At 41.3% G+C, this 13,356-nt stretch carries 9 protein-coding genes; 4 read left to right on the top strand and 5 right to left on the bottom strand.

What is annotated here, in order from left to right:
• The first annotated feature begins 195 nt into the window (after nucleotides 1-195).
• The 4 genes from BCU91_RS16565 (at nucleotide 196) to BCU91_RS16550 (ending at nucleotide 7,809) form a co-directional block, all read left to right on the top strand.
• The gene (locus BCU91_RS16565) at nucleotides 196-1,410 is read left to right on the top strand and encodes an efflux RND transporter periplasmic adaptor subunit (RefSeq protein WP_102531938.1); all 1,215 of its coding nucleotides are present in this window, start codon (nucleotides 196-198) and stop codon (nucleotides 1,408-1,410) included.
• 38 nt (nucleotides 1,411-1,448) lie between these two features.
• Entirely contained in the window at nucleotides 1,449-4,589 is a 3,141-nt protein-coding gene (locus tag BCU91_RS16560) for an efflux RND transporter permease subunit (RefSeq protein WP_102531939.1), read from the top strand.
• 175 nt (nucleotides 4,590-4,764) lie between these two features.
• Nucleotides 4,765-5,406 (top strand): TatD family nuclease-associated radical SAM protein, encoded by a 642-nt coding sequence (locus BCU91_RS16555; RefSeq protein WP_241904103.1) that lies wholly within the window; start codon nucleotides 4,765-4,767, stop codon nucleotides 5,404-5,406.
• 168 nt (nucleotides 5,407-5,574) lie between these two features.
• Nucleotides 5,575-7,809 carry a PAS domain-containing protein gene (locus BCU91_RS16550; RefSeq protein WP_102439694.1) on the top strand — a complete coding sequence of 745 codons (2,235 nt, stop codon included), beginning with the start codon at nucleotides 5,575-5,577 and terminating at the stop codon, nucleotides 7,807-7,809.
• A 56-nt stretch (nucleotides 7,810-7,865) separates the two neighbouring features.
• Here the strand turns inward: BCU91_RS16550 and BCU91_RS16545 are convergent, their stop codons facing one another.
• The 5 genes from BCU91_RS16545 to BCU91_RS16525 form a co-directional block, all read right to left on the bottom strand.
• A complete protein-coding gene (locus tag BCU91_RS16545; protein WP_102439695.1) occupies nucleotides 7,866-9,257 on the bottom strand; it encodes a hypothetical protein in 1,392 nt (463 codons plus the stop codon).
• Between the two features lie 90 nt (nucleotides 9,258-9,347).
• Nucleotides 9,348-9,878 (bottom strand): hypothetical protein, encoded by a 531-nt coding sequence (locus BCU91_RS16540; RefSeq protein ID WP_133126407.1) that lies wholly within the window; start codon nucleotides 9,876-9,878, stop codon nucleotides 9,348-9,350.
• A 16-nt stretch (nucleotides 9,879-9,894) separates the two neighbouring features.
• Nucleotides 9,895-10,647: a hypothetical protein gene (locus BCU91_RS16535; protein WP_102439697.1), complete on the bottom strand. Its 753-nt coding sequence runs from the start codon at nucleotides 10,645-10,647 to the stop codon at nucleotides 9,895-9,897.
• Nucleotides 10,648-11,046: 399 nt separating this feature from the next.
• Nucleotides 11,047-11,787, bottom strand: coding sequence for a DUF481 domain-containing protein (locus tag BCU91_RS16530; protein ID WP_102439698.1), 741 nt, complete (start codon nucleotides 11,785-11,787; stop codon nucleotides 11,047-11,049).
• Between the two features lie 179 nt (nucleotides 11,788-11,966).
• A complete protein-coding gene (locus BCU91_RS16525) occupies nucleotides 11,967-13,310 on the bottom strand; it encodes an MATE family efflux transporter (protein ID WP_102531937.1) in 1,344 nt (447 codons plus the stop codon).
• Between the last annotated feature and the right edge of the window lie 46 nt (nucleotides 13,311-13,356).

Raw genomic sequence — 13,356 nt, 5'->3', positions numbered from 1 at the left:
GGGCTTTTTTATATCTAAAATCAGTTCAATAGCATAAAACACTGAATAAATATAAAAACATGTTATGAAACATTTTATTTACATCTATCGCTTTAGCTAGTTGGCGAACTCTGGTAATTTAACGAGTATAAGACTCTAAAAGTCATAAAAAATAGAGTTACTTTGACGAAATATTTTGTATGGATACAGCCACCAATGAAACGAATCTTAAGAATCCTATCGCCTTTATTTATCCTGATCATTTTCGCAGGCTTAGCTTTTGTACTGCTCAATACCAAAGAAGCACCTGAACAAAAAGAAGAACAAGTTAAAATTGCTATTGTCGATGTCATTGAGGTCGAGCTACAAACAGTCTCGTTAAACCTACCTTCGTATGGTGTTGTCAGCCCTAAATACAAAACCCAGTTAGTCACCGAAGTACAAGGCCGTTTAGTTAGCCTAGATCCAAGTTTTGTCGCCGGCGGTATAGTCAAACAAGGTCAAGCTTTAGCACAAATTGAACCTTCAGATTATGAAGCTGATTTTATCCAAGCAGAAGCTAGCCTTGCCCAAGCCTATGCAGCGCTTAATGAAGAAGTCGCCCGTGGTGAAGTCGCTAAAATTGAATTTAAAGATTTTGATGATGGCCTACCGCCAGAGTTAGGCCTGCGTATACCGCAACTGAAAAAAGAACAAGCCAATGTCAAATACGCTAAAGCCGCACTTGCCCGTGCTCAGCGAAATTTAGAGCGCACAGTGATAAGAGCCCCATTTGATGGCCTCATTAAAGCGCGTAACGTCGATTTAGGCCAATATGTCTCTTTAGGGACAAATTTAGGTGAGCTATACGATATCAGCATTGCTGAAGTTCGCTTACCGTTAAGCAACAATGATTTAGCTTACTTAGAGTCGGTGGATAACCCTGATACCTCAGTCACTTTAAGCGCTTCTTTGGCGGGTAATTCATTTACTTGGCAAGGTAATATTGTCCGCAGTGAAAACGTCATTGATGAGCAAAACCGTATGGTTTACTTAGTCGCAGAAGTTAAAGATCCTTACCTAAGACAACAGCGCGGCGAAAATGAACTCCCACTTAAATATGGCAGCTTTGTGACTGCCGTTATCACCGGTCGCACTGTCGATGGCATAGTGAAGCTACCCCGCTATGTGGTAAGAGACAATCAAGTTGCCATTGTTAAAGACGACAATACCATTGAAATACGCCCAGTTAATATCGTGCGCACCGATATTGAACATGTCTATATTAAGGGTAGCCTGAAAAGTGGTGAGCGCGTATCGATCACCGATATCAATAATATGACCTCAGGCCAGAAAGTGAAATTGTTAGGTGAAGAAGCTGACGCGCCAGATGAGGAACTAGAAGCGCCAGCAGAAAACAGTGATGAAATAACCATAGCAGGTGATCTGTAATGGATAACACTAATTCAAACTCAGCCTCCAATAACGATATCGATTACAACAAAGGCATTATTGCTTGGTTTGCTCGCAATAGTGTTGCCGCTAACTTACTTATGGCAGCCCTGCTCATTGGTGGTTTATTCAGCGCCAAATTAATTAATAAGGAAGTTTTCCCTAGCTTTGAACTTAATTTGCTGACGATCTCAGTAGCCTACCCTGGCGCTGCACCTCAAGAGATTGAGGAAGGGATTAATATTAAAATCGAAGAGGCCATTCAAGATATTAATGGTATTACCAAGGTCACCTCAGTTGCCAGTGATAGCGTAGGAACAGTCACCATTGAGGTTGAAGACGGTTATGATGTTCAGCAAGTTTTAGATGAGGCTAAGCTGCGTATCGATGCGATTTCAACCTTTCCTGACAACATAGAAAAGCCGAATATTTTCCAAATAAAACCTGAAAACAATGTCATCTGGGTCTCTGTCTATGGCGACTTAAGTCTCCATGAGATGAAAGAAATGGCTAAAAGCATCCGTGATGATATTACCGATTTACCTGCTGTCACACGTGCCCAAGTTAATGGCGTGCTAGATTATGAAATAGGCATTGAGTTATCAGAAGATAAGCTGCGTGAATATGAAATAACCTTCACTCAAGTCGCACAAGCGGTACAAAACTCTTCGATAGATTTACCCGGTGGCTCAATTAGAGCCCAAGATGGTGATATCTTGCTGCGCACTAAAGGCCAGGCCTATACTGGAGCCGACTTTGCCAACATTGTGGTTTCCACCCGCCCAGATGGCAGCCGTATCATGCTACCCGATGTTGCCACCATTAAAGATGGTTTCGAAGAGCGCATTGAATACACCCGCTTTAATGGTAAACCTGCCGCGATTATTGAAATCACCAGCATTGACGATCAAAACGCGCTGACGATTTCAGAGCAAGTTAAAAGCTATATCGCCGATAAGAAAACCACCCTACCCGCCAATGTCGAGCTAGATACCTGGGGAGATTTAACCCATTACCTTGAAGGCCGCTTAAACATGATGTTATCAAACATGTTTTATGGTGCATTATTGGTGTTTATGATCTTAGCCTTGTTTCTCGACTTGAAACTGGCATTTTGGGTTATGGTCGGCTTACCCGTGTGTTTTCTTGGCACTTTATTATTGATGCCATTAGAGCCCTTTAACATGTCAATCAACATGTTAACCCTATTCGCCTTTATTCTGGTGTTGGGGATCGTGGTGGATGACGCCATTGTCATCGGCGAAAGTGCCTACACAGAAGTAGAAAACAACGGTCACTCCTTAGAGAATGTCATTAAAGGGGTGCAAAAGGTCGCCATGCCCGCAACCTTCGGCGTACTCACCACAATTGCCGCCTTTATACCGATGATCATGGTGTCAGGACCTATGGGGATAATTTGGAAGTCCATCGGTATGGTGGTGATCCTAGCGTTAGCGTTTTCACTTATCGAATCAAAATTGATTTTACCGGCGCATTTAGCTCATATGAAAGTGAAGAAAAAGCGCCCGCCAACTAACATATTCTCAAAATTTAAACTGTGGATTAATGAGAAGCTGCAATACTTTATTCACAACAATTATCGCAACTTTTTAGGTACTTGTATTAAAAATCGCTACAACGTTGTGGCGGTGTTTGTCGGGGTACTGATTTTATCTATCGCACTGGTTGCCAGTGGCAAAGTTCGTTGGGTATTTTTCCCTGATATTCCGTCGGACTTTATTCAAGTCAACCTTGAGATGGAAGAAGGCAGCTCCGAGCTCAATACCTTATATGTGGTACAGCAAGTTGAAGAAGCGCTGTACGCCATGAATGAAAAGTTTGTCGAAGAGACTGGCTCTGACGTGTTAAAGCACAGCTTTATCGCGATAAATTCCAGTAGCTCTGGGTTTATCTTTGCTGAGCTGTCAAAAGGTGAAGATCGTGAAATTGACGGTGTCACAATAGCTGAAGAGTGGCGTAAACAGCTACCTGAATTATTATCAGTGAAAAAGCTTAATATTTCTGCCAGTACCAATGATGCCGGCGGCGATATTTCGTTTAGATTAACCTCAAGTAACTTAGAGCAACTAGCCCAAGCCTCAAAAGAGTTAAAAGCCAAACTTGCCACCTATGAAGGTGTGTTCGATATCTCGGATAACTTTTCATCTGGTAGCCAAGAGATCAGACTCAACATTCGCCCAGAAGCCGAAGCACTAGGGTTAACCCTGTCAGATCTAGCCCGTCAGGTGCGTTATGGCTTTTATGGTTATGAAGCCCAGCGAATTCTTCGTAACAAAGAAGAGATCAAAGTGATGGTGCGCTACCCATTAGAGCAGCGCCGCACCATTGGTCACCTTGAAAACATGTTAATTCGCACCCCACAAGGTGTTGCTGTGCCTTTTTCAACGGTGGCAGATATTGAGCTAGGTGAATCCTTTGCATCAATTACTCGTGTTGATGGTCGCCGAGCGATTACCATTAGCGCTAATGTGAACAAAAACACCGTTGAGCCATCAAAAGTGGTTGGTGAAATCCAAGAAGAATTTATACCGCAATTGACTGAGCGCTACAAAGAGCTCAACGCCGCATTAGATGGTGGCAGTCAAGATGAACAAGATGCCATGCTGGGCCTTTTGCAAGGGTTCTTTTTTGCCATGTTTACCATATATGCTTTGATGGCGATTCCATTAAAGTCATATAGCCAGCCATTAATCATTATGTCGGTGATCCCATTTGGCATGATTGGCGCTTTGGTGGGTCACTTCATTCTTGGGATATCCATGAGTGTATTAAGCCTTTGTGGCATTGTTGCCTTGGCTGGGGTTGTGGTCAATGACTCACTGATTTTGGTGGACTTTGTTAACCGCGCCCGCCGCAAAGGCTTCTCGTTAATGGAGTCAGCCATCGACTCGGGCTGTTATCGCTTCAGAGCAATAATCTTAACCTCAATGACGACCTTTGTTGGCTTAGTACCTATTTTGTTAGAAAAAAGCCTGCAAGCTAAAATCGTCATTCCGATGGCAACATCATTAGCCTTTGGTATTTTGTTTTCCACTGTAGTAACGCTGATTTTAGTGCCTGTACTGTACATCATTTTAGATGATGTGAAGCAGTTAACGCGGCGGATATTTAACTGGTGGTGGCAGCCGAAAAAAGAAGACGATGAAGCTTATTATTAGCGCCTAGTCCAAGTACATTAACAAGGGAGCTTAGCTCCCTTTTTTATGCCTAAAGCTCATGAAATTGGCGCTTTAGCCAATAATGCGAACTCACAAACAGATATCAATATTGGCTTAGGTTAATATCATTTAATCACACTGCAATAATGATATTCAGATGAAGCCTGAAACCACAATGTCAAAAACGAATACCACAGCAACGGCGACAAATGATACCGCAGCCAACACCTTAGTCTATGATATTCGCGGCAGTCGCTACCTTAATATTACTGGTCGCTGCACCTTAAGATGCCAGTTTTGCCCCAAACATAATGGCTCAAAACAAGTTCATCAATATGAATTATCTCTTGATAGGCAAGTGAAGCCTGACGATATTATTCCTTTATTAGGCAATGCTGCTGACTTTGATGAGTATGTTTTTTGCGGTTATGGCGAGCCAACCTTAAACCTTGAGACCTTATTAGTGGTCGCTACGCAGCTTAAAAAATCAGGTGCGAAAGTGCGTTTAAATACCGATGGCTTAGCTAACCTTTTCCATCGGCGCAATATATTACCTGAGTTAGCATCTTGTATTGATAGCTTGTCAATATCGCTCAATGCCGATACTGAAGCCCTGTATATTCAGCATTGTCAGCCCAAATTGAAACACGCATTTGCTGCTGTACTCAGCTTTATCGAAATGGCGCCCACTTTTATAAGTGATGTACAGGTGTCGGCAATCAATGGCCTTGAAGGGGTTGATATTGCCCGTTGTAAAATATTAGTTGAGCAACGAGGCGCAACCTTTAAATGTCGTCAACTGGATATTGTTGGCTAACTAAACCAAGAGGCTTCTGGATTAAGCTTTATTATTGGCTCCACTTGCCCCTATGGTAACTTTTACCTTTGAACAAAAAATTACTGAAAAACTCAGTCTCTAAGGTCAACCTTATGGGGCATTCGTGCTAACATTCACTTACCGGGACTGTTAAAAATAAGTAAGTGAATGTTTAAGAGATATACTAATAAAAACGTCTCAAAGTCTGTTTTAATCTCCACCCAAGATATTCAATGGGCGCGACAACATGTATTAGCGCTGTCTAGTCAACTATTGGTTATGCTGTTAAGTATTGTCATTTTGACTGTGCTACTGCTTAAGTTAGGCGAAAGGCGCCTACAAGAAGATTGGGCAGATAAGCGTTATAGTGAAATACAAACAGTAGGCACCCTCGCATCGGATAAAATTAACTTCCTTCAATTTCGCACCCAAGCTTTCGCGAAAGCAGAGCTTGTGAAACAATATTTAGCCAATCCATCTGAGGCGCAACGTCATAAGCTAGAAGAAAACTGGGACATATTGCTTAACAATATTCCTGAGTTATTAGGTTTAACCCTGTTTGATCCCCAAGGTAATCCACGCATAAGCTCAACAGATGCTTTTAGTAACGTCACTATCCCTGAATTTATTCTAGAAGCTTCCAATACAATGGGAGGCAATGACACCTACTACTCCAATATTCAATTTGTGCCAATAAATGGCAAGTTAACCCCTTATGTTTACCAGTTGGCATGGATTGAAAATAACGACCAAAGTATTCGCGGTTACTTAGTGACCTACAACTCGGTTTCTGAAATACTCGAATCCATCAAACCGGCATTTTTTAACCATAACTCGCCATTACTGCTTATTGGCTCTAAAGGCGTGCTCTATGCGGGCGGTAATCAGCAGTTTCCCATGAAAAGACTACCTAATACATTGGGCAGCAGTATTATTCAGTCATACCCAGAATTATGGCAACACATGGCCAACACCCATTTTGGTCAATTTCATACTGACAGTGGCACTTTTGTGTTTTTAAAGGTTGAAGTAGCACCTCAAGATGCAGAGGTAAGAGAATACTATCTACTGTCTTATATTCGCCATGAGGATATCGCTGCAAAGTTTGATCACTGGCGCTATATGTTAATTTGCTTCTCTTTGATCATTACCGCGTTAGCCTCCAGTTTATTGGTGTTAAAGCATCGCTTCTATTTAGAAAGCACCGCCAATAGCAATAGTATTAATTTAGCCAGCGTATTATTTAACAGTAATCAAAATTGCTTAATAGTGAATACTAGCGGTCGCATCATCAAAGCCAATTTACAAGCAGCTAATACCCTATCAACCAGTATTGAATCACTGTTTGAGCGCAGTTTACAGCGCGTATTGTCATTAGAAGATGAGCAATATAAACAGCTCACTGAAGCCATGCGTGACAATGTCACTTGGAAGCAGGTGGTCAATTTAAATAATGACAACTGCACTATTTCACTATGTTGTCAGCCCAGCTATAAAAATAAACACAGTGAGCAATACTGGCTGGTGACCTTTGAAAACATCACCGAACTTACCCAAGCAAAGCATCAAGCATACCGTTACCAGTTATTATCTGAGAGCGCTGTAGCCACGGCATTAACGGATTCCAGCGGTCAATTACTCAAATATAACCTTAAATTTAAAAACTTAATGGCCCTCGCTGCTGACAGCAATGTCAATATCTTAAGCCTGTTAGGTAAAGACATCACCAAACAATGGGCCGATATCAATAGCCGCATCAGCTTGCAAGGGAAATGGAAGGGCCAAGTAATCGCCAGCAGTGAAACCCCTTTTGCCACTAGCTTAAAAGCCAATATTCGCTCGGAGCATTCTGTCGACGGTGAACACGAGTATTTTATCTGTACTTTTGAAAATCTATTGCCGCAAACAGCGCTAAAACAATTACCTAATCAACAAACGCCACTGAGTTCAATGGTATTGCAGCTTTCAGAATTAGAACTACATTTTAATACCCTAACAGAGTCTAGCCGTGAACAAACCTGCTTATTGATCATGGACATTAACCCTGAGGGGCTCATAAGTCACATCAGTGATATAGACCATTTAGAGCAACGCCAAAAAGACATTGAAATGCAGTTACTCATCGATTTACCCACAGGCTTTCAAATCGCCCATTGGCGTCTAGGCTCTTTGGTGATATTGCTGCCACTAAGTGATTCCGTTCAAGCACACAAATACGCCATGAGCATTATGGATAGATTGGAGCAAAATGAATTAAATGAAGGGATTAATATCGGTATTTCTGGGTATCTAGAGCAGCAGTCTTTTGAACATTATCTCAGTAATGCAGAGGTAGCATTAAGGCGTGCAAAGCAAACCGGTAACCAAAATATTTGCCAAGCCTTTACCCGTAAGGCTCGCTAATCATAGCCAGCCTTATATCATCACTACAGCTAAAGTCTAATTGGCGAATAAGCAACTTATTCGCCAATTTCTAACAGCCCACCTGGCAGTTTGCTTTGAGTAATTTCAATGATACTAGAGCGGCTCATAATAACTTTGTAACGGGCATATTCAAGTGGGCCTTTGCCATCTTTTAGCACTGCAACAAGGTTGACTTGATAGCGCCTTTCTACTGATTCGTTACTGACTTTGCCATCTTGTTCACTATAGATTTTTGCCTTACCACGCTCTAAGTGACGGGCAAATGGCACCAAGCTAAAGTTTACTTGCTCTTGGATTTTGGAGTAGCCGGCTTCAAATTCTTTGTTGGTCACCTTTGAAGCAATACGGTAATGCAGCACCACTGCATCGACTTTATTTTGCCTATGCCGCTGTTTCATTATCTCAGCGACTGCAGCGGGAATATCCTGGGTGCGGATAAAATCCAGCCATACGAACTGCTTAGCAATCACGGCTTGGGTGGTGGTATCCCTTAAAATCTGACTCCAGCGTGGACGTCCTCGCTGAATATAACGCCACATCGCAACCCGTACATCTTCTTTAAAAATTTCACGAAAACCGTATATCACCGCTAAGGTAACCACCAAACTCATGGTTAAGCCGCTAAACACCCCTTGGGCCTTAATGATCAGTGCTGATACCACCATCATCACTAACCCCGTAGCTAATCCCGTCACGAACTTTTTCAAGCCTATGCCTAAAGGTTTTAGCTCCTCCTTTAATACCACACCTTGTTGTATTAAGCGCCTTAATAACAGCATCTTATTTGAAATACGATTAGCATCTTGCTTGGTGCCGGATGAGTTATACTTTCTTTCCTCTTCACGGTAATGATGCTCAGCGCGGCATAACGCCACCAGTTGATCTTTAACATCACTATATTCAGCACTACGCGGCCGATAAGCTAAGGTTTTTAACAGTTGTTGTTCACAAAACCAGGACAGGTAATTGTCAGCATTATTGAAGTAGGATTTGAGCTTTTCATCGCTGGGCTCGTTACGGCGAAACTTTTTAAGTAACTGCGTGACCGACTCACCTAATTCAGTTAATGCGGGATAAAAGTCGTCAGGGTCAGTGATAAGACGCAATTCTTTTGCATCAGTCTCAATGGCTACGGCAAATTGATAGGCAAATAAGTTGAGGTATAAACGGAACTCTTCTTTAGTGCGTTTATTAATACTGGCAAAACGGTTTTGTACTAATGGTAGGTGTAACCCTTGAGAGTAATAAGACCGCCGCCCAAGCATTGCGCTGTGGTAATACTCTTCTTCGTCTAGGGTTTTTTCGCCAACCCCCATTTCTGTGGGTAAGTAAAAATATAAATCAAAGCTGCGCTGCTGCCCAGCCTCCATTTGATGGCTGAATTTAATCGATAATGATTCTTCTTTCTTTACTTTGACTTTAGCCACTATGGAAGTATTTTATCTCAGAGTTTGCCTTGCCTTAACTATAACGAATTTCAGCAGATAAAGGAGGCGTAAATAACTAAAACTATACCATTATTCATGTAAACGGCATGCCCAAAGCATATTGTAGGGCTTAAATTTCATTAAGATATATTTATTATCAATATCCATTTCTAAGACTTGAACAGCTATATGCAGCTGTGTTTGAGTTTGCAACTGAGCCGCTGTGGTTTTAAGCTCTTTGGCGAGGTACTTTCTCAAATAGGAATTATTTTGGTTAAACTGAGCATCGGTTAACACTAAATCTAATTTATAGGTCATGTCACCAACCTCTAGTTCAGTCAAATCGCCATCGAATGTTGCATATTCATGGTTTTTTGAACCTTTGGCATTGTAATAATTCAACTGAATTTGCTTATTTTTAACTGTTAATGCTAAAAATAGTGGTCCATGATCAAGCTCGATTGTATGCTCTTTGTCAGCGCTAAATTCATATAAATCACTCTGGCAATCAAAGGCCCATATATCTCTTGTATCAGCAAACTGCTCTAACATTAACACCGAAATACAAGAGACTACGATGAAACAGACAGTAAAAACAACACGACCAATTCTAGTTAACAAAAAATCTGTTACTGCTTTAACCACAAATATTTACCTTTTTTAGCCACGCAGGCGTTACAAAGCTATGCTGGGCTTGATCCCTCAAAACCTTGATATTATAAAAACGCCAGCGATCGGGTAGGCGTTTTTTCATTACGATGCTGACGGCTTTATTATCTTCAGCCAAAGTGGCGGAAATAGCATCCCAAGGCATGATGGGGCAATTTCTTAACTGATTAGAGATACGGTCTGCAATACTGCTTAAATCTAAATCGATTTCACTGGCTTTAGAGGCATATAAATACAGGTTAGAAACATTGCCTTGTTGAGTTAAAAACTCTCGGCTAGCATCCGGCTTCACCGATTCTTGATTATTAAGGTGTGAATGAACAAAAAATAGTGCGATTAACGTTAGCAAAATAATCACAATATACTGACCATAAGAAATCACCTTATTAGGTGAATCAAATAGGCTATTCTTACCAGAAACGACTTTAGTATAAAGAATGACACCCTGATTGGGGATTAACTCTATTAGCCTGCTATGAGAAGCGCCTAAATAATCCTGAAACAACACAATTATTTGTTGTAAATCTTCTTCTGAAATTTGCTGCTGATGCTGGCCATCAGTGGGGAAAGAGAGGCTTTCGATAGGCACAACTTGTCCGCGATGTTTTGCTAATAAGCTCAACACCCAGAATTCGTTATTATTGAGCTGCCATGTGGTAGCTTTGGATTGGTTGCTAAGCACTTTTTGCTTATCATCAAACCAACAACACCCAATTTGCATGCCTAGTCCATCTCATATTGCTCTATATATCATTAGATTATAGCGGAGCAGTAAATAGTTATTTGTGATCCACACAACTGATAGTCAGACAAGATTAAAATTCGTGAACTACGCCGCGAAATTTCGACATAAATCAACTCCAACGGCCCGCAAAAGCATACAACTGTTAACCAAGTTGCATCAAAATCACACCGAAACCAACACAGATCAACATTAACCGACACTTAGTAACACCACCCACCACCCCTAGCGAACATAAAAATCATTTTCAATAGTTGGCGAGCTTTTTTTTGCGCTAATTTTGTATCAATAAAGCTGTATTATTAAGCAAAAAAAAACCGAGCATAGCTCGGTTTCTGATATGACGATTTTTTTAAGGGCGCTTGCCCCAAAAACTAATTAGAATGCATACAACAAAGTCATATTGGTTTCAGTATCAGTACTCTTTTTATCTTCAAGTGGTGCATCGTTATAACGCACAATAACAGCAAACTTCATTGCCAATGCACCAATGATATTAGCCGTTAGCGCAGTTTCAGAGCGGCCTTCTAAGTTGTCACCGTAATCGGCAACAAACAGTTGGCTAAAAGTTGAGCTATCGGTAATTTTATAGGTAAAGTTCATCATACCATGAGCAACAACACTGTCCTCAGTGTCATAACCTAATGCCAATGATTGCTCATCATCTAATTGCTTATAGATATAACCTGGACCGATTTCTGCACTCAAAAAAGCTCTTTCATTATCAATAAACTTGTAACCATAACCCGCTGAAGCAATCATTTTGTAATCAAAACCAGTAAAAGGATCGGCTTCATAGTTTGCGGTGATATACATATAGCTTTTTTCGTCGAACTGATAGTTGCCTTGAACACCGGCATAGTAACGTTTAGCAGTATTTTCACCAGAATCTTCTTTATACAAACCTTCTAGCAGGTATGCATTCTCCCAATTGCCTAATTCTTGTTTCAAACCTAAACGCGCTTTAACTGAAGAAGTATCGGTATTACCCGTTGTTAGTGTTGCGCCTAATTCAGCCTCACCAGCGAAGGTTTTATCACCTTCAACAAAGTCTGCACCAGCATGGGCAGCAAACGGCATAGCTAAAGTTACAGCTGCAGCAAGTAGCAATTTTTTCATGTCATCAAGTCCTTTAATTACAATAGTTTCAAACTCACCCCAAAAATCGAACCGAATTCTAACACTTTGATAGCGAAAATGAAAAAACTACTCACCTATTAAAGCGATTAATACAAAACCCTAAAAACCATTTTCTATAATCTCTTGTGCTGCATCAGCTTAGCGCTGCCAAATTATCACTAAGCCATCACTAGGCACTTTTGCTGCCAACGCCCACTGCGCCAGCGCCATAACATCAATAAGCCCCTAACCCACTCGTCCACAGCCAAAGCGCACCAAATGCCTACTAAGCCTAAATCTAAATGTACTCCTAAAAAGTATGCCCCAGGCACAGCAATACACCACATAGATAAAAGGCCGATAAAAAATGGGAAACGAGCGTCGCCACTGGCTCTTAAGGCATTAATGACGACCAGATTAAATGTCCGACCAGGTTCCATTAATAGAGTTAGAATAAATAGCTGACCAACCATAGTAAGGATATCTTGGTCCTTGGTAAAAAAGGCCACTAAATGCTCGCCAAAAGCAGCAGCTAATGCCGCCACTATAGTGGTGACGATTAGCCCTATCTTGAGTGCTTTATACATTTGTGCTTCAGCAGCTTGATATTGTTTGGCGCCTATCATATGACCAATAATAATCTCATTACCAATGCCAATAGATAAGCCGAATAACAAGATAAACATACAAATTTGGAAGTACAAAGCTTGTGCGGCGAGGGCTTTATCGCCCATTAATCCCACAAAGGCGGTCACCACCATAAATTGCAGCATCCAAGAAATATTTTCTCCCGCTGCAGGCAGTCCGATATGAAAAACTTTATTAAGAAGCTGCTTTTTAGGTTTGATAATTTCAAGCAGTTTAAGTTGGATTTTGGTGTACTTAACAAATAAGTAAGCCATTAATGTCATGCCAACTAAGCGCCCTACAACCGTGCTAATAGCCACACCTGCAACGCCCATTTGCGGCAAACCAAACCAGCCGTAAAGTAACAGCAAGTTGCCGCAAAAGGTAATCACATTCATCAGTAAAGTGACCCACATGGCTTGTTGGGTAAAGCCATGGGCTCGCATCCCTGCAGCAAGACACATTGCCATCGCCTCAGGTATTAAACAAATACCGACAATTTGCAGGTAAAGTTTACCATCTGGGATCAGCTCAGCAGGTAAATTCATTAGATGTAGAATTAATCCTGCACCACTAAATACCCCTAATGCCGCAACCACACCCACTAATAAATTAAACCCTATCGACGAGTAAACAACGTCGCTAGCCGTTGCCTTATTATTGGCTCCAAGATATTGAGTGATCACCACACTGGCGCCAATACTGACGAAGCTAAAAAGCGTAATCGATAGCTCAAATACCATGTTGCCCACTGACAGTGCGGCAACCCCTTGATAAGAAACTCGGCTAATCATTAATGTATTTAAAGCTGCGGTCAAAAAGTGCAACGCAAAGTCAAAAAATAATGGCCAAGTGAGGGAGAAAAGCGATAACTGGGCATTGGGTTTAGCGTGCATACGTCATATTCAATATAGGTTAAAGGTTAGTCAGTTCCTTCTAAAG

The sequence above is a fragment of the Shewanella sp. 10N.286.52.B9 genome (assembly GCF_002873635.1).
Classification (GTDB): Bacteria; Pseudomonadota; Gammaproteobacteria; order Enterobacterales; family Shewanellaceae; genus Shewanella.
The sequence above is the reverse complement of the archived record's forward strand: the minus strand, read 5'-3'. Positions and strand labels throughout refer to the sequence as shown.

What these genes read in the sequence shown, in the direction of transcription:
- BCU91_RS16555 (WP_241904103.1), top strand. Translation starts at nt 4,765, where the DNA reads ATGTCAAAAACGAATACCACAGCAACGGCGACAAATGATACCGCAGCC.
- BCU91_RS16550 (WP_102439694.1), top strand. Translation starts at nt 5,575, where the DNA reads ATGTTTAAGAGATATACTAATAAAAACGTCTCAAAGTCTGTTTTAATC.
- BCU91_RS16525 (WP_102531937.1), bottom strand. Translation starts at nt 13,310, where the DNA reads ATGCACGCTAAACCCAATGCCCAGTTATCGCTTTTCTCCCTCACTTGG.
- BCU91_RS16535 (WP_102439697.1), bottom strand. Translation starts at nt 10,647, where the DNA reads ATGCAAATTGGGTGTTGTTGGTTTGATGATAAGCAAAAAGTGCTTAGC.
- BCU91_RS16565 (WP_102531938.1), top strand. Translation starts at nt 196, where the DNA reads ATGAAACGAATCTTAAGAATCCTATCGCCTTTATTTATCCTGATCATT.
- BCU91_RS16530 (WP_102439698.1), bottom strand. Translation starts at nt 11,787, where the DNA reads ATGAAAAAATTGCTACTTGCTGCAGCTGTAACTTTAGCTATGCCGTTT.